The 21223-nt window shown below is 41.1% G+C and carries 16 protein-coding genes; 10 read left to right on the top strand and 6 right to left on the bottom strand.

From position 1 onward, the window contains the following. Positions 1-14 precede the first annotated feature (14 nt). From D8991_RS05850 to D8991_RS05860, 3 genes are all read right to left on the bottom strand, one after another. Complete coding sequence (locus D8991_RS05850; RefSeq protein WP_245957191.1) at positions 15-2969, bottom strand: SusC/RagA family TonB-linked outer membrane protein; 2955 nt, start codon at positions 2967-2969, stop codon at positions 15-17. 448 nt (positions 2970-3417) lie between these two features. After that, a complete protein-coding gene (tyrS, locus tag D8991_RS05855) occupies positions 3418-4710 on the bottom strand; it encodes a tyrosine--tRNA ligase (RefSeq protein ID WP_120489217.1) in 1293 nt (430 codons plus the stop codon). Between the two features lie 132 nt (positions 4711-4842). Continuing rightward, a complete protein-coding gene (locus tag D8991_RS05860) occupies positions 4843-5559 on the bottom strand; it encodes a DUF4294 domain-containing protein (protein WP_120489218.1) in 717 nt (238 codons plus the stop codon). A gap of 49 nt (positions 5560-5608) precedes the next feature. Here D8991_RS05860 and D8991_RS05865 point away from each other — a divergent pair, with 49 nt between their 5' ends. From D8991_RS05865 to D8991_RS05875, 3 genes are all read left to right on the top strand, one after another. After that, positions 5609-6685: a M42 family metallopeptidase gene (locus D8991_RS05865; protein ID WP_120489219.1), complete on the top strand. Its 1077-nt coding sequence runs from the start codon at positions 5609-5611 to the stop codon at positions 6683-6685. Between the two features lie 63 nt (positions 6686-6748). Continuing rightward, entirely contained in the window at positions 6749-7303 is a 555-nt protein-coding gene (locus D8991_RS05870) for a hypothetical protein (protein ID WP_120489220.1), read from the top strand. A 194-nt stretch (positions 7304-7497) separates the two neighbouring features. After that, positions 7498-8889, top strand: a complete 1392-nt coding sequence (locus D8991_RS05875) for a type III PLP-dependent enzyme domain-containing protein (protein WP_120489221.1) — start codon at positions 7498-7500, stop codon at positions 8887-8889. Between the two features lie 26 nt (positions 8890-8915). On the opposite strand, the gene D8991_RS05880 is transcribed toward D8991_RS05875, so the two are convergent. The 3 genes from D8991_RS05880 to D8991_RS05890 all read right to left on the bottom strand — a co-directional run bounded on the left by D8991_RS05880 (position 8916) and on the right by D8991_RS05890 (position 11294). Further along, positions 8916-9332: an NUDIX domain-containing protein gene (locus tag D8991_RS05880; RefSeq protein ID WP_120489222.1), complete on the bottom strand. Its 417-nt coding sequence runs from the start codon at positions 9330-9332 to the stop codon at positions 8916-8918. 39 nt (positions 9333-9371) lie between these two features. Beyond that, the gene (locus tag D8991_RS05885) at positions 9372-10898 is read right to left on the bottom strand and encodes a phosphoethanolamine transferase (RefSeq protein ID WP_245957192.1); all 1527 of its coding nucleotides are present in this window, start codon (positions 10896-10898) and stop codon (positions 9372-9374) included. A 123-nt stretch (positions 10899-11021) separates the two neighbouring features. Further along, positions 11022-11294, bottom strand: a complete 273-nt coding sequence (locus D8991_RS05890) for a hypothetical protein (RefSeq protein WP_162926736.1) — start codon at positions 11292-11294, stop codon at positions 11022-11024. A 228-nt stretch (positions 11295-11522) separates the two neighbouring features. On the opposite strand from D8991_RS05890, the gene D8991_RS05895 reads away from it, so the two are divergent. The 7 genes from D8991_RS05895 to D8991_RS05925 all read left to right on the top strand — a co-directional run bounded on the left by D8991_RS05895 (position 11523) and on the right by D8991_RS05925 (position 21045). Continuing rightward, positions 11523-12161: a DUF47 domain-containing protein gene (locus D8991_RS05895; protein WP_120489224.1), complete on the top strand. Its 639-nt coding sequence runs from the start codon at positions 11523-11525 to the stop codon at positions 12159-12161. A gap of 3 nt (positions 12162-12164) precedes the next feature. Then, the gene (locus tag D8991_RS05900; protein WP_120489225.1) at positions 12165-13298 is read left to right on the top strand and encodes an inorganic phosphate transporter; all 1134 of its coding nucleotides are present in this window, start codon (positions 12165-12167) and stop codon (positions 13296-13298) included. A 97-nt stretch (positions 13299-13395) separates the two neighbouring features. Then, positions 13396-15870, top strand: a complete 2475-nt coding sequence (locus D8991_RS05905) for an FtsK/SpoIIIE family DNA translocase (protein ID WP_120489226.1) — start codon at positions 13396-13398, stop codon at positions 15868-15870. An 18-nt stretch (positions 15871-15888) separates the two neighbouring features. Continuing rightward, on the top strand, positions 15889-16524 hold the full coding sequence (locus D8991_RS05910) for a LolA family protein (protein ID WP_120489227.1): 636 nt from the start codon (positions 15889-15891) through the stop codon (positions 16522-16524). A gap of 20 nt (positions 16525-16544) precedes the next feature. Next, a complete protein-coding gene (locus tag D8991_RS05915) occupies positions 16545-18002 on the top strand; it encodes an LptF/LptG family permease (protein ID WP_120489228.1) in 1458 nt (485 codons plus the stop codon). 291 nt (positions 18003-18293) lie between these two features. Further along, positions 18294-20633 (top strand): ATP-dependent helicase, encoded by a 2340-nt coding sequence (locus D8991_RS05920; RefSeq protein WP_120489229.1) that lies wholly within the window; start codon positions 18294-18296, stop codon positions 20631-20633. 64 nt (positions 20634-20697) lie between these two features. Then, positions 20698-21045: a hypothetical protein gene (locus D8991_RS05925; protein ID WP_120489230.1), complete on the top strand. Its 348-nt coding sequence runs from the start codon at positions 20698-20700 to the stop codon at positions 21043-21045. Positions 21046-21223: the final 178 nt, after the last annotated feature.

Here is a 21223-nt window from a genome sequence, read left to right on the forward strand (position 1 = left end):
GATTAAATTTTAAATTAAAAACCAAGTGTAAATCCTGCAGAAATCGTCTTGAAAGACGGGGTTCTATCGTCGGTAGTACCAGAAACTCCCTGCTCTGGGTCTATACCTTTATGACTTTGCCAAGTCCAAAGGTTATCTGCCTGTACAAAGAATCTAAGGCTTTTTGCACCTATACCTTCAAGCATTTCTTTGGGTAAGTTATATCCAAGAGTTAAGGATTTTAGTCTTATGTAATTATTCTTGAATAAGAATCTCGTAGAATAGCTTGCGGCATTTTTATTCGCATCCTGAGTTCCATATAAAAGTGCTGGTACATCAGTATATCTATTATCAGGAGTCCAAGCATTTTTAATATCCTCTGACTGCTGTCTAACAGCTGCTAAACCAGACATTAACCCCGCATAAGTATAGTCATAAATATAACTACCAAAGCTAAAATTAAACAGGATATTCAAGTCTAAATTTTTATACTTAAAATAGTTGGTAAAGCCACCCGTGAAGTCTGGTAGAGAAGACCCTTTATAGATTCTGTTCTCTTTCTTATTTGCTTCGTTGTAATCGGTAGTGGTTACTCTGTTACCGTTTGCATCATTAATATACCACTGAGCAAGACCTGTATCAGGATTTACACCTGCCCATTCTGGAAGGAAGAAATCGTATAAAGAGCGACCTTCTTCCCATCTCTTAGTTCCCGTTAGCAATTCTTTTTGTGGGAATTTTGTGATTTTATTTTTAACGAATGAAATATTAAAGTTTGAGTTCCAAGTAAAATTATCAGATTCCACATTTACCGTATTGAGGTTTGCTTCCCAGCCATAGTTTTTTAAACTTGCAATATTGGTTACTATGGATTTATTCCCTGTAGAGCCTGGTAACGGTTTCGCGTAAATCAAATCTACAGAGCTCCTCTCGAAGTATTCTACACTACCATTTATCCTTTTTTTTAGAATAGCAAAATCAAGTCCTGCATTTACCGTTGCTGTTTTCTCCCAACGCAAATCTCTATCAGATACTCCTCCTAAAACTACCCCCGGATTTTCTCCCTGGTTATATCCTGCATTGTAGAGTGTGATGTATGGGAAGTAAGAATCTGTCTTATTATTCCCCAATTCTCCATAAGAAGCTCTTAGTTTAAGGTTATTGATATTCTTAGAGTCTTTCAAGAAGTTTTCTTTGGAGATTACCCAAGAGAATCCTCCGGAGTAGAAGAGTCCCCATCTGGTATTTTTGCTAAATCGGGTTGAGCCATCGGTACGGAAAGAGCCTTCGAGGAAATACTTACCTCCATAGTTATAAGAGAGCCTTCCCAAATACGAAACCAATCTTTCACGATAGAAATTCCCTGTAATAGATTTCTTCACACTTGCACCATCGAGTACATCTACACCTGTTAAGAAACCAGTGGCTGTAGCAGAGAATGGCTCATAAGTATATTGATATACCTCGAATATCCCTTGCCCATTGAGGTTATGTTCTCCAAAGGACTGGTTATAGTTTAAGCTATTGGTAAAGTTAATCGTCTGATTGATATTTCTCACCTGGGTAATACTTCCTTTACTTGTTGCAGCTACATATCCATATCGGTTGTTGCTGTAGCTGTAAGAGTCATAGATATAAAACTCATAACCGAGTTGAGATTTAAAGGTAAGATAAGGAGCAAGTGTAGCTTCCATATACCCATTTACGAGGGTATTGTACCTTCTTATAAGGGTTTTATCATATTTAAGATCTCCCAATATATTATCATTATTTCCTACAGTTGATGGTCTTTTAGAATTAATGCCTGTACCATTACCATAGTCAAGAATAGGATGTCCCTGTGCATCTCTTAGAGGCTGCCCATTTGCATCCATTTTATAGATTGGGTAGATGTTTGGCATTCTGTAAATCCAAGCCATACCACCTTCATATCCTGATTGAGTAGGAATATTTTCATTGGAAGCATTAAATGCGGTTCTGAGCCCTGCATTAAGCCAAGGTTTCAATTTGGAGTCCATATTCATCCTTACGCCTACTCTTTCAAAGTTTGATGACCTCACCATACCGTCCATTTTCAGGTAATCTGTTGCAAAGAAGTATCGTGTATTGGCACTACCACCACTCACATCAAAACGATGCTCCTGTTTAAATGCTGCTTTATTAAGTACAGCATCTTCCCAATTGGTATCCCATCGAAGACCTGCTCCATTTACCACATTACCATTTTCATCTATCGGTCGAGCTACATTATAAGGGTTATAGCCAAGAGTGGTTATTAAATTATCAGATGCGTACTGACCCGCCGCAGCACTGTTTCCTATGGTAAGATTACCCTGTGCATCATAAGTATAGAGCTGGCTGTTTCTAAGCGCCTGCCAAGTGTATTTCATAAAGTCTTCTGCACCGAGGAGCTTATGAAGTTTCACCCCCGGTGAGGATACCCCTACCAATGAAGTGAGATTAAATGAAGGCTTAGCGTTTAGCCTCCCATTTTTAGTCGTGATTACAATCACCCCATTCGCCGCCCTGGAACCATAGAGTGCAGATGATGCAGCATCTTTCAGCACCGTCATAGATTCTATCTGGTCTTGCGGTATGCTGCTCAGGTTACCGTTAAACGGCACTCCATCTAATATAATCAGCGGATAAGTACTCGCAGACATAGAGCCTACCCCGCGAATGTAGATAGATGGCGATGAACCTGGCTGACCGGAGGTATTATAAATATTAACCCCCGCTGTAGAGCCCTGCAATGCTGTACCAATATTGGTTGCTTGTTGCGTCTTAAGGGTCTTACTATCAACGGAGGATACTGCACCTACTATCGCTTCTTTCTTTTGTTTACCGTACGCTACTACTACTACTTCATCTATGCTCGTCACTTTCGTAGAGTCGGTTTTCTTCGTCTGTGCCATAATCATCGTCTGTCCTAAGAAAAACCAAACACCGGCACTCAATACTTTTATTCTCATATCTTTTTTATGTATCATACCTATAATTATAATATGGGTTTTGAATTCCCAAATATGTAAAAAAATATTGATAGCTCAAATTTTTAGCCTAAGTTTTTCCCATTTCATTTTAGGTTTAAATATAAAAACCTACAAATCAAATTAATAAAATTAATGCAATAAAACCTGATTAGCCCATATTTTTATTAAAAACCAATGAACCACCTATAAAATATACTATTTTAAATTTATTCAACAGTATTTATTTCCTACTCCAACTTCATTTTCAATAAATCTACACTAAAAACTATCGATTTATTTCTCCTTTTTCTATTTTAGCCATCAGTGAAGCAAAAAGTTGGAAACCCCATAGGAAATATAAACCTACCGATATAGTTTGAAAAAATAGAAAAACTCCTTCCCAATACTTCCCTGAATAAGGAAAAATATTAAGAAGGAGTTTGATAACTATTAATTAAAATCGTAATTAGATTATTCTAATGATAAAATAATTTTTCTTTCCTTTTTGGAGGAGGAGATAGCTTCCCGCAATGAAATCCTCCTCTCGAGCTACAAATGAATCTGCCACCTTCTCTTTATTTACCGAGATGGAATTGCCTTTCAGCTCTCTTTGCGCTTCGCTTTTGGATTTGAGGAAGCCTGTTTTTTCGGAGAGCAGCTCTACGATGCCAGTGCCCAAGACCTCTTCGCGGCTGATTTCTTTCTGAGGTACGCCCTCAAAGATTTCAAGGAAAGTTCGTGGCGCCAATGTTTTTATTTCCTGAGAGGCAGCCCCTCCGAAGAGGATTTCTGATGCCTTTACGGCATTCTCCCAGTCCGCTCGAGAATGCACAAGAGTGGTGATTTCCTGTGCGAGCCTCTTCTGCAAAATTCTGAGGTGCGGCGCCTGAGAATGCTCCTCTACGAGAGCAGAAATCTCATCTTTCGCGAGCATTGTAAAGATTTTGATGTAGCGCTCGGCATCGGCATCTGAGGTATTGAGCCAATACTGATAGAACTTATAGGGTGAGGTTTTCTCAGGGTCTAGCCAGATATTCCCTCCCTCGCTTTTTCCGAACTTGGTGCCGTCTGCCTTCGTGATGAGCGGGCAGGTCATTGCATACGCCTTACCGCCAGAGATACGCCTAATCATCTCCGTACCCGTAGTGATATTCCCCCATTGGTCGGAGCCGCCCATCTGGAGCGTACACTGCTTTTCTTTGTAGAGATGGAGGAAATCATAGCCCTGAATCAATTGATAAGAAAACTCGGTGAAGGACATTCCATCGGTGTTTTCATTGGGGTCAAATCGTTTCTTTACGGAGTCTTTTGCCATCATATAATTTACAGTAATGTGCTTGCCCACATCACGGATGAAAGAGAGGAAGGAGAAGCCTTTCATCCAATCGTAATTATTAACGAGCTCGGCAGCATTAGGAGCATCACTATCAAAATCGAGAAACTTTGAGAGTTGTTTTTTAATGCCCATAATGTATTGTGCGAGCATTTCCTCAGTCAGGAGATTTCTCTCAGCCGACTTACCAGAGGGGTCGCCAATCATCCCCGTAGCACCACCCACAAGGGCATACGGCTTATGTCCGCAATTCTGGAAGTGTTTTAGCATCATTATCCCAACCAAATTCCCAATATGCAATGAATCCGCAGTAGGGTCAAATCCTATATATGCCGAACGAAGCCCTTCCATAAGGTGTTCTTCAGTTTCAGGCATTATATCCTGAATCATCCCTCGCCAGCGCAGTTCTTCTACAAAGTTTTTCATTATATAATCCTATTTATTTTCAAAAATTAAGGGAACAAATGTAAGGATTAGCACAGACTTCGCAAAAATAAAAACCCCAGCAATAGGAAAGCCTACTGCTGGGAAAAATACAATTATATGGAAAATCGAAAACTAATTACCTCTTGCAATTTTAAAGTCCTGATAACCTTCGTAAGGCTTTAGATAGCCAAAATTCCAACTGCTCTGGAGAAGGTTTTCTAAAAACTCATCAGCCCTGAACCTGTGCGGGTCATACGGCTCTTTTATGTATACATCTACTGCATTTCCTTTTACATTCCACCAGAAAGCGCTCCAGCCTCCTCTAAGCTCCTTTATAATTTCATATACGGTTTTTCCGGTTGCCCTGTGCATTAGCTTGGCAAAAATCTGCCCTTCGGAAGTGGTGAGCTCCCTTAATTTAGTTTCGTACTGAGAGGCGAGCTCATTTTGCTTATTTCTTATATACTGCCTGCGTTCGCGACCTTTGTATTGTTCTAATTTGTGTTCTAAATCACGATATTGGTCAAGCGCTTCTAGAAAGAGTGGATACACCCTGCTGAGTTTTTTATTGATAAAGAAATAATAATTTTTGTCGAGCTGATTATTAAATCTAGGCTTATTGAGAAGGACTAATTCATCTAAAACCACGACCGTTTCTCCATCTATTTCATAAATTTTGGCCTTTTGAGCTTCATCATAATAATAGCGGTTACCGTGCTCATCTACTTTTATCTTATCCTGTGGATACTGGCTTAGAGACTTCACCGTTACCGCTGTATTATCATCCTGAGAATAAGCCCAAATACTTATAAAAAGGAAGAAAATGCTCGTATATTTATTAATATTCATTACTTTTACGCCTTGAATTTTCCAACGACACAAAAACCATTCCTTTCTTATGAATACAAATGAAAAATCATTAGAATTTCTAAAAAACTATCTGAATACTGCCTCTCCTACAGGCTACGAACGCAATGGACAAAAAGTATGGATGGACTACATAAAGCCCTATGTAGATACCATAGAAGTAGATCACTACGGTACCTGCTACGGGATTATAAACCCAAATGCAGACTTCAAAGTAGTGATAGAAGCACACGCAGATGAAATCTCTTGGTATGTGAATTATATCACAGATGATGGGCTCATTTATGTAATACGAAACGGGGGCTCCGACCAAGCCATTGCTCCCTCCAAAGTGGTAAATATACACGGAGAAAAAGGAATCGTAAAAGGCGTTTTTGGCTGGCCAGCCATACACACACGAATAGGAAGCAAAGACGAACCCACCCCAAAAATTGAAAATATCTTTATAGACTGCGGTGCTTCTTCCAAAGAAGAAGTAGAAAGCCTCGGAATCTATGTGGGCTGTATGATAACCTACCCAGATGAGTTCTTTGAAATGAACGATAAATACTTCGTATGCCGTGCGCTGGACAACCGAATCGGTGGTTTTATGATAGCCGAAGTAGCCCGCCTGCTAAAAGAGAACAAAAAGAAACTCCCTTTCGGACTCTACATTACCAATTCCGTACAAGAAGAAGTGGGGCTATACGGTGCAGATATGATTGCCGACACCATAAAACCCAATATCGCCATCGTAACCGATGTAACCCACGATACTACCACACCGATGATTGATAAGAAAAAAGAAGGCGACCAAAAATGTGGCAACGGTCCTGTGGTATTCTTTGCACCAAGTGTGCATCACAACATTCGGGAGCTGATTATAAACACCGCTAAGGAGAAAAACATTCCCTACCAAAGAGCCGCTGCAAGCCGCTCCACAGGTACAGACACTGATGCCTTTGCACACTCCAACGGCGGCGTACCCAGTGCCCTCATCTCACTCCCCCTAAGGTATATGCACACCACAGTAGAAATGGTCTCTAAAGAAGATGTTCAGAATGTAATCCAACTCATCTACGAAACCCTTCTTAAAATAAAACCCAAAATGAATTTAAAATACCATTAAAGGGGGGAGACATTGCCTCCTTTATTACTTAGAGGCTTTGCCTCTTTTTTTTAATAAATCACTATGAAAAAAATAGTATTCGCACCGATGAAAAATCGCCAGATATGGATAGCATTTCTACTTGCCAATGCGGTGTATTTATTGATGATTGTAGTGAGCATCCCTCATCTGCAAATGCTTTCACAGGGCTTGCCTATATTAGATATGAGACCAAAAGGCTATACACTAAACGAAGTAGAAGCGCTATACACCGCCTTAGGAAGCGAGGGGCGCAGCTATTACCTCTTCCCTCAGCTCTTTCTCGATGCGTTTTACCCAGCGCTTTTTGCCTTAGCCTATACTTGGATTATCAGCAGGCTGTTGCAACAGCTCTCCGCAGAAAGCAAATGGCTAAAAATCCTAAGCTATCTACCGCTGCTCACCAGCTTTTTTGATTATTCTGAAAACCTCTGCACCTTTATCGGACTTAAAAGCTACGACGAACTCTCCCCAATGGTGGTTCAATTCGGGAGTATTTTCACGATGATGAAAAATATTTTTGGGATGATGACTTTCAGTGCGGTGATACTCCTCTTTATAGTCTGGATAATACGGAAACGACGCCTTTACTCCACTTAATTATTAAATAAAAAAGAGGCGATGCCTCCTAATAAAAGAAACGATACCTCTAAAAAAAAGGCAATGCCTCCTCCGCTGGGCGTGCTTTTATTTATAAAATGAAAAAAGAGGCAGTACCTCCCTCCTTGCTATCAATTTTTTTAGCAAATTTGCAGCCGATATTAAATGACCGACTTAATTACCTTAATTAGAAAATGAAAATAAAGTATTCTGAGCTTATCGACCAAACGCTCTACTTCCCTACGGAGGAGTTTAATGTAGAGGAAAACAACCTGAAATTTCACAACATCCCACTAATGGAGCTGGTGGAAAAGTTTGGTACGCCACTGAAGTTTAACTATATCCCCAAAATATCGCTGAACATACAGAAGACAAAAACTTGGTTTAAGGAAGCCTTCGAGCGAAATGAATACACAAAAAGCTACCGATACTGCTATTGTACCAAATCCAGCCACTTCAAATTTGTATTAGATGAAGCCTTGAAGAATGATATTTCTATTGAAACCTCATCGGCGTATGATATGGACATCGTGAAATCTCTGTACGAAGAAGGGAAGTTTGATAAAAATATGGAGGTTATCTGCAATGGATTTAAAACCGATGACTACCTCAATAAAATTGCCGATGCCATCAATCAAGGGTTTGAAAACATTATCCCAATCTTGGACAACTACCGAGAGCTGGAAAAGCTCACCGAAAGTATAGACACTACTTTTGATATCGGGATTCGTATTGCCTCTGAGGAAGAACCAAAATTTGAGTTCTATACCTCTCGATTGGGGATTGGTTACAAAGACATCATCCCCTACTACAGCCAAAAAATAGCCGACCACCCAAGTGCAAGGCTTAAAATGTTACATTTCTTCATCAATACGGGGATTAAAGACACGGCTTACTATTGGAACGAGCTCTACAAATGCCTGAGAGTCTACGCAAGGCTCAAAAAAGTAGCACCAGAAGTAGATTCCCTAAACATCGGAGGTGGGCTACCGATAAAAACATCGCTGAACTTTGACTACGATTATCAGTATATGATTAATGAAATCGTGTTTCAGATAAAGAAATTCTGCGAAGAAGAAGGCGTAGAAGAACCGAACATCTATACCGAATTCGGGAGCTTTACTGTAGGCGAAAGCGGGGGGCACCTCTATAAAATCATCGCTCAGAAAAGACAAAACGACAGGGAAAAGTGGAATATGATAGACTCCTCATTTATGACCACCCTACCCGATACTTGGGCCATCTCTCGGCACTTCATTATGCTCCCCCTGAACCGCTGGGAAGATACTTATGAAAGGGTATTCCTCGGTGGGCTTACCTGCGATTCGGATGATTATTATAACTCTGAACAGCACATTAACGCCATCTACCTCCCAACTTATAACGATACCAAGCCACTCTACATCGGGTTTTTCCATACGGGAGCGTACCAAGAGACGATTAGCGGCTATGGTGGAGTGCATCACTGCCTGATGCCTCAGCCCAAGCACATCCTTATAGATACCGATGAGGAGGGGAACTTTACCTATACCGTCTTCCGTGAAGAGCAAAAACCCGAAGAAGTTCTCAAACTTTTAGGATACTAAAACCAAAGCCGAGACCTTTCTCGGCTTTAGTATTCCCTCTCACTTACGAGTTTTTCATATACAATTTTATCAATCGGTAGGTCAAAAGGATTTCCATCGGCTATTGGGTGCCATACGACCTGCTCTATACACGGATCCATTACGAGCAAATCTTCATCGTTTTCCAGTTCTACTTTGTAATAAATGGTAAGGAGCTGCTCATTATCCTTAAACCTGGATACCAGAAAATCCTCCTGAGTATAGAAATGCTCTGCTGATTTTATGCTGAGATTAAGCTCTTCGGCGAGCTCTCTTTGGAGGCATTCGAGGGTACCTTCGCCAAATTCAAGTCCCCCACCTGGGAGCTTTGTAAGGTATTTGCCTGCATATTCTTCATTTAAGATAAGGATTTTCTCGTCCTTTATACAGAGGGCATAGACTCGTATATTAAAACTATCTATCATTATTTAAAAATTTAGAGCAAATATACTAAGTTCAAGTTTCTATTTCAGGTTTTTGTAGTCTATGGTTTGGAGGTCGAGTTTGAGGTATTTACCTGCATTATTTATGGTTTTAGGATTTTTAACGCCCATAAGCTCGAGAACTTTTGGATAGACTACCGAAGTAGGGGTAGTTTCGGAGATGATTTCTCCTCTATTCTTTGTATGAACGGAAGCAGAGTACCAAATAAAGAGCGGCACTTGTACGGCTTCTTTATAATCACCGTGTTTATAGGTATCTTTTTCTTTAATCTGTCCGTGGTCGGAGAGATAAACGAGACTTGCATTTTGGTCTTTCAGCAGGTGGAAGATTTGCCCGATAATCTTATCGGTGTATCGTATGGAGTTGTCATAGCATTCATCTATTCCGCCTTGCCATACGGCTTCTTTTGGAGGATATTTATCACAGCAATAGGGGTGGCTCCCATTAATGTGGAGCACGATGAGTTTCTTTTTGTTTGCTCCTTGTTTTAAGATTTGTTTCAGAGGGGGGAGTAGGGCTTCATCATAGCCATTAATATACTTCTTTTCCTTAGCAAAGCTGGCAATAGCAGTAATGCCCTGCGCCCCTCCCTGCGTGCTGTACCAGTAGGTAGCATAGCCGAGGTGGTTGGCTACATTCAGGATGTTATCGCTGAGCTGTTTTACCCCTCTTCCGTAGTGCTGTATATTGATATTACTAAGGGCGATAGGTACGGCGAGGTTGGTAATCGCTGCAGGTGCATAAGCGTTTTGGTAGAGGAGCATATTGGCTTTCTCGGCGAGCTCGGCGGGGGTAGTATCTTTTTCGTAGCCGTAGAGCGACATATTCTGCCTCCTTTGCGACTCTCCTACGAGGACTACGATGGTCTCCACAGGCTCGGTATCTGTACGGCTAAGCTGATAATCTACCTTGGCATTTTTCACCTCTTCCAGTTCTTTTTTCAGGTTATTCGCTCTTAGAAAATCGGACAGATGATAGAAGGTATTTTTAATCATCACTCCCCCTCCCTTATTCTTAATATAGGTATGCTTGAGGGAATAAGCATAAGGCATCACGAGCCAGAGCAGGGAGAAGAACACAGTATATTTTCTGAATTTCGGTGAGAGGTTTTCCTTATCCTTTACCCCACTGCGGAAGAGCATCAGTAGGATGATGTAAAAAACCAAACTCGCTGAGATAGGATAGATTAAGGTGCGTACCATACTCAAACTTTCGGAGACATTGGTCTCTAAGATACTGATGGTCATCCCCACATTAAACCCCTGCTTATAGATAAAGAAGCACGATGCCGAGAGCATAAAATTAAGGCTGAGAAAAAGCAAAAGCACATAGCTCAACCCCCTTAAAACCTTAGTCTTGCTCAGTAAAAAAATACAGAACGAGAGGAAGGATAAAAACATTAGCTCATATTCTACTACCGATCTCAGGGCGCCTGTGGGCGGGGTATTGGGGTTCTCAAAATCCAGTAAATAAGGATAAGACGAAAGAAATCCTACGATGTATAAAACACTGGCTATAATGGCTAAAGCAATCGTTTTCCTGGTCATTTATCTTTTATTTTTAATAGGTTTAATGCCGTTTTCTTGGGTAGAAGAATGGAAAACTTCCCCCTGAAACTGCGGGCAAAGATAATCATTTTAGCCATAGACTAAGGCGGAGAAAGGCTTTATTTAAAATCTCTTCCGTAGGTCTTGCGCAGTTCTGAAATGCTCATCGGAAGGCTTCCGTAGGTCTTGCGCAGCTCTGAAATACCTCTCGGAAGTGTTACGGAGGTCTTGCGCAGTTCTGAAATGCAAAAAAGAAGTGCTTCCGAAGTCTTGCGCAGTTCTGAAATGCCTCTCGGAAGTGCTTCGGAGGTCTGGCGCAAACTGAAACGCATCTCGGAAGTACTTCCGTGCAATGGCGCAAACTGCGCAAGACCAAAGAACAAATGATTTCATCATTTTATTGAATATTTCGCAAAAAAGAAGACGAAAATATATCAAATCCTAAAATAAACGATTTCTGAGAACCTGCGAAAAGCGATAAACCCAATAAGAACTGTTTTTCAGGGGGATTGATACTTTAAACCCGCTTTAAATAAAGAGATGTTAGTAAAAATTAATCCCCATTTTTTCTGTATACGAAACTTATTTTACATATTTGTAGCCGAATTTTAATAAAAACAAATAATGGGACTAAGTAATATTTTCAAGGCTTTCCAACCCAAAGACAAGGTGTTCTTCGTACTTTTTGATAAAGTAGCCCAAAACCTCGTAGAGATGTCTAAATTCTTCCACGAAGGGATATTGGAATTTGACCAAAATAATGAGATTTTCCTCCAAAAAATCAGTGATTTTGAACATAAAAATGACGACCTCACGCATCAGATTTTCGTAGAGCTCGGGCAGAATTTCATCACACCGTTTGACAGGGAAGATATCTCTATGCTCAGCAATAGTATGGACGATATTGCCGACTATATGTATGCCTCCGCGAAGTACCTCTTTCTCTACAAAACCCCTGAGACGAAGGAATACGCGGAGTTTTCTTTGCTGATATACAAGGCGTGCCTGGAAATTCAGAACGCGGTAAAAAACCTTAAAGACTTCAAAAACCCCGCAGGAGTAAAGGAGTCTTGCAGCAAAATAAACTCCTACGAGAACCTTGCCGATGATGTGCTGAGCAAAGCATTGGTAAACCTCTTTGAAACGAACGACCCTATACGGGTGATAAAAGTAAATTCGGTGCTGGACTACTTAGAAGGCGTAACCGACAAGGCGGAAGATGTAGCCAATATTTTGGAGAATATCATCATTAAATACGCATAGGAAATGGATTTACCCGTATTACTGGTCGTCATCATCGTTCTCGCCCTGTTGTTTGATTACATCAATGGCTTCCACGATGCAGCAAACTCAATCGCCACGGTGGTTTCTACCAAAGTTCTCTCGCCTTTCCAAGCCGTAGTATGGGCAGCACTTTGGAACTTCGCCGCCTTTTTCATCGCCTACTACATCATCGGTGAGTTTAAAATCGGAAATACGATTGCCAAGACGGTAAACGAAAATTTCATCACCCTTGAAGTGATTTTCAGTGGGCTTATCGCCGCGATATTCTGGAACTTGCTCACTTGGTGGTTTGGGATTCCCTCATCGTCCTCTCACACCCTAATCGGTGGTTTTCTCGGTGCCGCACTGATGCACGCCTTTATCCTAGACTACAACGAAATTGTACAGGCACAGCCAGACCTTAGCCTGTGGGACAGCATCTCTGCCACGATGGACAAAGTGAGCCAGCAGAGCGTAGTGAAGTACAGCAAAGTAATCCCAATCTTTCTGTTTATCTTTATGGCTCCCGTGCTGGGTGCTTTTATCTCGATTACCATCACTTCTATTATTATTTATATTTCTAAAAATTCAAACCCTCACAAGGCGGAGAAAATTTTCAAAAAATGCCAGCTGGCCTCCTCTGCACTGCTCAGCTTAGGGCACGGGCTAAACGACGCCCAAAAGGTAATGGGGATTATAGGTGCAGCGGTCATCTACCACCATTTGAACATTAATGATGTAGCCTATATCGATGCTCCCGACAGGTTTAAATACTTCGCCGAGCACTACACTTGGGTACCGATTACATCGTTTATAGCAATAGGACTCGGAACGATGAGCGGCGGATGGAAAATCGTAAAAACAATGGGTACGAAAATCACAAAAGTAACCCCATTAGAGGGTGTAAGCTCCGAAACGGCGGGGTCTATCACCCTGTTCTTAACCGACCATTTTGGTATCCCGGTTTCTACTACGCATACCATCACGGGGTCTATCATTGGAGTGGGGCTCACTAAGAGAGTCTCCGCAGTGCGGTGGGGAATTACCGTAAGCCTCCTCTGGGCATGGATTATGACGATACCCGTAAGCGCACTTATCGCAGGGCTTACCTACCTTCTCGGGAGAATGATTTTCTAAAACAATAGAACAAAGTCTCAAAGGCAAATAAGGATAAGAATTTCTCTTGTCCTTATTTTATTGCAACTAATTTTTATCTAAATTTGCCCATCAGATTATGGACAAAAACACGCAGAAAAACCAAACCAATACCTCAAAACAAGGTAAATTACTCTCTAAAACAAGGATATTTTTTGGGATATCTTTTATCATATTCTCATTTGTACTTGCGCTCTCTTTCATCTCTTATCTTAAAAACTGGAAAGCCGACCAAAGCCAAGCGGGTACTATGCTGGACAAGTCCATACAATCCTCCAACCTCTTTGGCAAAATGGGCGATTGGCTGGGGAATTTCTTCATCTTTCAAAGCATAGGAATTGCTGCCTTTATCATCGCTTTTCTGTTCTTCGTATTCGGGCTGATTATCCTCAAAAAGAAATACTTCAAACCTTGGAAAACCCTCGGGCATTCATTATTTTTCATCTGCTGGCTACCGATATTCACTGGAGCGATAAGCAAAGGACAAGGCGCAATAAGCGGCGTTTATGGCTATCAGATAATGGAATACCTCAATGCAATTATTGGGACTTTCGGGCTGTGGGTAGTGATTACCAGTAGTATTTTGCTTTACTTTATTTTAGAATTTAACCTCCGCCCAGAAGCGATAAAAGCGAGATTTTATTCCATTAAAGACAAAGCGCAAAGCCTCCTCCCCTCCTTTGATGACGATGAAACCGAAGCAGAACCAATGGAGAACACAACCAATGATGATTTTGATAATATTACCGTAAGCAGCTCCACAGAGATTGAAATCGATACTACACCAGAGATAAGTATAAGCCCTGAAATCAAGAGTGTAAAAGATTCACCTGCAGCATTAGAAGAAAAAGCTAAGGACTCCACAGAGATAACCTTTAATTCGGAAGAGCTGATTCCAGCCACTCCTGCAAAGCCTTTACTCCCACCTGAAACACCCAAAAGCGAGAAAGATGATTTAGACTTTGAAATAGAAATAGCAAAACCCAAAGACGAAGACCTCACCGATATACAGCAGAAATCTAAACAATTAGTAGAAGAATACGGACTTTATGACCATAAATTAGAACTCCCAAACTTCCAATTTCCGAGCATTGATTTCTTGAAAAATTATGGTAATGAGGAAATCTCCATCAACAAAGAGGAGTTGGAAGAGAATAAAAACCGAATTGTAGGTCTCCTCCGAAACTTCAACATCGGGATTGCCCAGATAAAAGCAACGATTGGCCCTACCGTTACCCTCTACGAAATCGTTCCGGAAGCGGGCATCCGAGTATCTACCATTAAGAGATTACAAGATGATATCGCTTTAAATCTCTCGGCAGCAGGAATTCGTATCATAGCACCAATGCCTGGTAAAGGGACTATCGGGATAGAAGTTCCGAGACAAAAAACCTCTATGGTCTCTATGCGCAGTGTAATCGCCTCATCAAAGTTTGAAAACACTGATATGGAACTGCCTATCGTCTTTGGGAAAACCATTTCCAATGAAATCTTTATGGCAGACCTCGCCAAGATGCCACACCTCCTAATGGCAGGAGCTACTGGGCAAGGAAAATCCGTAGGGATTAATGCCATACTCACCTCTCTGCTCTACAAAAAACATCCGAGCGAGCTTAAATTCGTAATGGTAGACCCAAAAAAAGTAGAACTCACCCTTTATTCCAAAATTGAAAGACACTATTTGGCAAAGCTCCCAGATGCAGAGGAAGCCATCATCACCGATACCAATAAAGTAATTAATACCCTCAACTCCCTCTGTATTGAGATGGATACTCGGTATGAGCTCCTGAAATCCGCTTTCTGCCGAAATATAAAAGAGTATAATAAAAAATTCTCCGAGCGACAGCTGAACCCAGAGAATGGACACAGATACCTGCCGTATATCGTCTTGGTAGTTGATGAATTTGCAGACCTTATAATGACCGCAGGAAAAGAAGTGGAGCACCCTATCGCCAGACTTGCACAGCTTGCCAGAGCAGTGGGCATACACCTCATCGTAGCAACGCAAAGACCTTCCGTAAATGTGATTACAGGGATGATAAAAGCCAACTTCCCTGCCCGTGTAGCTTTCAGAGTAATTTCAAGTGTAGATTCCCGAACAATTCTGGATTCGCCAGGGGCAGAACAGCTGGTAGGTAAAGGGGATATGCTCTTCTTTAATGGTAGCGAAATCCTAAGATTGCAATGCGCCTTTGTAGATACCCCAGAGGTAGAAAAAATCGCAGATTTCATTGGTGAGCAAAAAGGTTATCCCTCAGCATTCCTCCTTCCAGAATATACTTCTGAGGAAAATGGAAGCTCAGCAGGAGGCTTTGACCCGAATGAAAAAGATGCAATGTTTGAAGAAGCAGCAAGAATCATTGTCTCTACTCAGCAAGGCTCTACTTCTATGCTCCAAAGGCAACTGAAACTCGGGTACAACAGAGCAGGGCGGATTATGGATCAGCTGGAAGCATCAGGTATTGTAGGGAGCTTCAACGGTGCAAAGCCACGCGAAGTGCTCATCACCGATTTAAATACTCTGGAACAACATTTGGAGCAATTCAGAAAATAATTAAACAATTAAAATAAAATGAAAAAACTACTCAGACTTATCTGCATTATCACAAGTACTGCTTTCATCTATGCTCAGAAAGCAGATGCTAAATCTACCCAAATATTAGATGCCGTAGCTAAAAAATACAAGGCAAATAAAAATACTTTCTTTAAATTCAGCTATGGGAGTGGGCAAAAAGGAAAAATAACCAAAACCGAAACAGGAACTTTCTACACTACCCCAACCCAACATAGGCTCAAAATAATGGGTATAGAGCAGATTTTTGACGGTAATAAAGTCTATAACATCAGCAGTGAAGACCAGGAAGTAACCATAGCAAAAGCCAATGGTAGCGAGATGATGTTCTCCCCTACCAACTACCTGAACTCCTATAAAAAGGAATATAACACTACCTACGCAGGCAAAAAGACCATAGAAGGTAAAAGCACCGAGCAGATAAAGCTAACACCGATTAAAAGCAATGGAATAAAGGAAGTGAATATCTATATAGATACCAAACAGAATCAAATTCTGAGGATAGACCAGACCTCTACCGATAATTCTTTTGCAAGGATTAGCATCCAAGAGTATAAGGCGAACCAAAACCTGAGCGCCGATACTTTCACCTTTAAAAAAGCGAATTACAAAAACTATATCATTACTGAGCTCTAAGGCTCCTCTTTCTGCCCTCTATGAAGATTCTCGATAGGTATATCATCAAGACTTTTTTCGGTCCTTTCCTTTTTATATTTAGCATTCTGGCATTCCTCTTCGTAGTGAATATCCTCTGGATACAGCTCAGCGAAATCGTGGGCAAAGGGCTTACCTATTTCGAAATTATGAAGTTTATGCTCTACGCTGGGGCTACCGTAGTGGCGATGGTGCTTCCGCTCACCATTCTTCTGGCGTCTATTATGGCATTTGGAGAGTTTGGTGAGCGCTACGAACTCGCTGCAATGAAGGCTGCGGGAATCTCTCTTGCACGGATTATGGCACCACTCTTCATCGTTAGCCTCATCCTTTCCGTCATATTATTTCTCTTTCAGAATAATATAAGCCCCTACTCTCAGCGCAAGGCTAAGAATATGATGTATAATATTACGACGGCTCGCCCTGCACTCAACTTTATCCCTGGGCATTTCATCAATCAAATCCCTGGGTATTCAATGAAGTTTGATAAAATCTATGGCGAAAACGGCGAGTATATCGAGGGAATTTTCATTCATAAAACCGCTGGGATGTATGACGACCAGCAGTCCATCATCGCTAAAAAAGGAGAGATTGTAAAGGCTAAGGAGAATAAAAATTACCTCAAACTCACCCTCTACAATGGATATATCTTTGAAGATAAATTCAGAAATAAAACCGATTCCGAAAGGCTAAAACAGCCCAACCAGTCGATTAAGTTTGATACAATGGTATCCTATTTAGACATTACCGAGCTGGTAGAGCAGGCTATGGAAAAGGAGCAGATTACCGAAGATTACAGGTTTAATTCCTACTTGGGCATCGATACCCTCATCGATAAAGGCAAGAAAAACGATGCCTCCACCTTTAAGGATTTGGGCACTACCCTCACCTCAAATGCAAATAACTATATAGAATACCTCGATAAACGGGATTTCAAAGGCAAGAAAATAGAACCTCAATACAAGATAGATACCCTAAAAAAGGAGAAAAAAATAGAGGCGCTCCACGCAGCATATGACAAGATAAAATACCTGAAAGCTGAGCTTGCATTTAAGGAAGAACTCGCTATGGATGCAGTAAAAGAGCGAAATAAAATGATTCTCTACCAGCAGAGGATTCTCGCCTACTCCTGTACCTGTATTATTTTGTTTATGATTGGTGCCAGCCTCGGTTCTATCATTAGGAAAGGGGGGATGGGGCTCCCTGTCGTCATCTCCATTATCATTTACCTCATTCTACACACACTGAATATCTCCGTAGAAAACCTCACTTGGAAAGGTGAGCTAGACCCTTATGCTGCCGCGTGGATTCCTAATATCGTACTCTTTGGGTTCAGCATCTGGCTTTCCTACAAAGCACTCACGGACTCCCAAGTCTTCGATATCGAGAAGTACAAAGCCCTTATAAAACCCCTCATCAACCGCTTCTCAAAACCCAAAGAACACCGCCGATACCAATAGTTGGCTTCTAGCTTTTGGCTTCTGGCTATTAGCCAGCTACCAGCTGACGGACTTATCTCCCTCCAAAAAGTGGTTTTTTATCCTGTTCCCTTATGGGAAGCCTTTAGCAAGGCAGGCAATTATCCTATCGGGGTACCCTGACAGGTTTTTACCAATAAAAAAGGCTGTCTTTGCAATAAAGACAGCCTTTTTTGCTTTAGGCAGTAGGCGGTATGTGTGTGGTTAGTCTACTTATGGACTATTGCTTACTGCTTACCTCTGTAATATATTTGCAAATTAAATTTTTTAGTGATGGAAGACTACTTGAAAGGGCTCAATGAAAATCAATACGAAGCTGTAACTACCCTTAATGGACCTCTAATGGTCTTGGCAGGGGCGGGGTCTGGGAAGACTCGTGTGCTCACAATGCGCATTGCCCACCTCATCACCAATGGGGTAGATCCTTTCAATATACTGGCGCTTACCTTTACCAATAAAGCTGCTCGAGAGATGAAAGATCGAATTGCGAAAGTAGTAGGCATTAGCGATGCTAAAAGTATTTGGATGGGAACCTTCCACTCAGTATTTGCAAGGATACTTAGAATAGAGGCTCATCACCTCGGCTTTCCATCCAACTTTACCATCTACGATACTCAGGACTCTCTCAATGTACTGAAAAAAGTCATCAAAGAAATGAATATAGATCCCGATTTCTATAAACCAAAGAAAGTACAGTCCAGAATCTCCACCTATAAAAACAACCTCATTACAGTAAGGGCTTATTTCAATAACCCTGAACTGATAGAAGCCGATGCACAAGCCAATATGAAACATATCGGTGAGATATATAAAAGGTATGTAGAGGCTTGTTTCAGAAATGGTGCTATGGACTTTGATGACCTCCTGCTAAGAACAAATGAATTACTTACGAGATTTCCCGAAGTGCTCGCGAAGTATCAGGACAGGTTCCGATACATTCTCGTAGATGAGTATCAGGATACGAACCACTCGCAATACCTCATCGTAAAAGCTCTTGCCTCGAAGTTTGAAAACCTCTGCGTGGTGGGCGATGATGCCCAATCTATCTACTCCTTTCGAGGAGCAAATATTCAAAACATTCTCAACTTTAAAAAAGACTATCCCGATGCAATAACAGTATCTCTGGAGCAGAACTACCGATCTACACAAAATATAGTAGGAGCAGCAAATGCCGTTATCGCCAACAATATTGAGCAGTTCCCGAAAAATGTTTTTAGTGACAATGAAGTTGGTGATAAAATAAAAATATACCGCGCCCTCTCCGATGCTGATGAGGCAAACTTCGTAGCAACCAATATCTGGAACCTTCACAACCAAGAACAGAGACAGTATGGAGATTTCGCCATACTCTATAGAACCAACTCCCAAACCCGCGCTCTCGAAGATGCCCTGAGGAAGAAGAATATTCCCTATCGGGTATATGGCGGACTGTCTTTCTATCAAAGAAAAGAGGTGAAGGATTTAATAGCCTACCTCCGCCTTTTGGTGAATGAAAATGATAATGAGGCACTGCTAAGAATCATCAACTACCCAGGCAGAGGCATCGGAGAGACTACTCAGAATAAGCTCATCGTCTTTGCAGATTCTATTAATCAACCACTCTCTCAAGTGCTGAACAAGCTCTCTCATTATGCTCCACAGCTCAAAATAAACAATACTACGCTAAATAAACTGGGAGATTTTTGGTCAATGATTCAAGCATTCCGAGTAATGCTAAAAACCGAAAATGCCTACACCGTAGCTATGGAAGTTGCCAAACGAAGCGGGCTCATCAAAATCCTGAAGGAAGACCAAACGCCAGAAGGCATCTCTCGAGTAGAAAATATCCAAGAGATAATGAATTCAATGCAAGGCTTCATAGACGAACAGCTTCAGTTAGAAGACGGCGATGCCTCGCTCTCCAATTTCTTGGAAAATATAGCCCTCTCTACCGATCAAGATAAAAAAGAAGACGATGATGAGGATAAAGTTTCCCTAATGACCATCCACCTCTCTAAAGGGTTGGAATTTCCTGTTGTGCATCTCGTAGGTTTAGAAGAAAATCTCTTTCCGAGTTTTCTCAGTACCTCTACACGGGAGGAATTAGAAGAAGAGCGCCGCCTATTCTATGTAGCCCTCACCAGAGCCGAGAAGCAGGCATTCTTCACCTACGCTATATCTCGTTTCCAGTGGGGAAAAATTACTGATTGCGAACCAAGCCGATTCATAAGCGAGGTAGATACTCGGTTTATAGACTTCATAAACCCCACTGCTGAGAGGAAAGTCATCAACCGCTCTGGCTTAAAATCTGATATTTTTGATGATACTCCACCTACTCCAAGAAGTTTTAAAAAGATTGAACCTAAGAAACCTCTTAACCTTAAAAAAGAAAGTCCTATGCCTGCGCCTAAGCGACTAAATCCTATTGCCAAAGCACAAATCAATAACCCAGCAGGAGGCTCTACTCAAAATATTGAGGTAGGAGACCGAGTAAGGCACGACAGATTTGGTATAGGCGAAGTTCTCCTCCTTGACGGTACAGACCCTCAAAATATAAAAGCCAAAATCCTCTTCGAAGGAAATGATGAGAAAAACCTCCTCCTAAAATTTGCAAAACTTATAAAAATTAGCTAATAGCCAAAAGCCTACTGCTTACCACCTATTGACACTTAACAAAAAAATAAATACTTTTGCAGTCGTGTTATTCCCGAGAGAGCATATAAAACAAGTACAGAAGATACTGGCAATACTATTGCTAAGTATCTTTACATTTGCGAATTATGGAATAAACTATACTGATTTACATCATCATCACGAGGAGGAATTAGAGTATAAGTACGATCACCACAAAGGTGCATTTCAGGCAAAGGAAGACTGTATTATCTGTAATTTCCACTTCCTGCAATATACACCTTTACTCGCGGAGTATATTAACATAAAAAATCATACAGAGCACAAGTTTATTCCTGTGCCTAAATACTATTGTTCAAACTATTTCTCAGAATTTCAGTTTCTGATTCAGCAAAGGGGGCCTCCCATTGCATAAAATCTTTTGCACAACTATTCAATGCTTTAATATAATAAGCCTAAGTTGTGTTATTCCTTATTTTCAAAGTATTACAATAATTATTAACCAGTAAATGACTTCCATTCTACGGCTAAAAGTTTCCCTATACAGAGGATAACTAAGAGCCTACCACACTGTGAGCACTATCAGTCCTCCC

This window comes from Bergeyella cardium, from assembly GCF_003614945.1.
Taxonomy (GTDB): Bacteria; Bacteroidota; Bacteroidia; order Flavobacteriales; family Weeksellaceae; genus Bergeyella_A; species Bergeyella_A cardium.

Coding starts and splice junctions, on each gene's coding strand:
- D8991_RS05850 (WP_245957191.1), bottom strand. CDS start 2,969: ATGATACATAAAAAAGATATGAGAATAAAAGTATTGAGTGCCGGTGTT.
- tyrS (WP_120489217.1), bottom strand. CDS start 4,710: ATGAAAAACTTTGTAGAAGAACTGCGCTGGCGAGGGATGATTCAGGAT.
- D8991_RS05860 (WP_120489218.1), bottom strand. CDS start 5,559: ATGAATATTAATAAATATACGAGCATTTTCTTCCTTTTTATAAGTATT.
- D8991_RS05865 (WP_120489219.1), top strand. CDS start 5,609: ATGAATACAAATGAAAAATCATTAGAATTTCTAAAAAACTATCTGAAT.
- D8991_RS05870 (WP_120489220.1), top strand. CDS start 6,749: ATGAAAAAAATAGTATTCGCACCGATGAAAAATCGCCAGATATGGATA.
- D8991_RS05875 (WP_120489221.1), top strand. CDS start 7,498: ATGAAAATAAAGTATTCTGAGCTTATCGACCAAACGCTCTACTTCCCT.
- D8991_RS05880 (WP_120489222.1), bottom strand. CDS start 9,332: ATGATAGATAGTTTTAATATACGAGTCTATGCCCTCTGTATAAAGGAC.
- D8991_RS05885 (WP_245957192.1), bottom strand. CDS start 10,898: ATGACCAGGAAAACGATTGCTTTAGCCATTATAGCCAGTGTTTTATAC.
- D8991_RS05890 (WP_162926736.1), bottom strand. CDS start 11,294: ATGATGAAATCATTTGTTCTTTGGTCTTGCGCAGTTTGCGCCATTGCA.
- D8991_RS05895 (WP_120489224.1), top strand. CDS start 11,523: ATGGGACTAAGTAATATTTTCAAGGCTTTCCAACCCAAAGACAAGGTG.
- D8991_RS05900 (WP_120489225.1), top strand. CDS start 12,165: ATGGATTTACCCGTATTACTGGTCGTCATCATCGTTCTCGCCCTGTTG.
- D8991_RS05905 (WP_120489226.1), top strand. CDS start 13,396: ATGGACAAAAACACGCAGAAAAACCAAACCAATACCTCAAAACAAGGT.
- D8991_RS05910 (WP_120489227.1), top strand. CDS start 15,889: ATGAAAAAACTACTCAGACTTATCTGCATTATCACAAGTACTGCTTTC.
- D8991_RS05915 (WP_120489228.1), top strand. CDS start 16,545: ATGAAGATTCTCGATAGGTATATCATCAAGACTTTTTTCGGTCCTTTC.
- D8991_RS05920 (WP_120489229.1), top strand. CDS start 18,294: ATGGAAGACTACTTGAAAGGGCTCAATGAAAATCAATACGAAGCTGTA.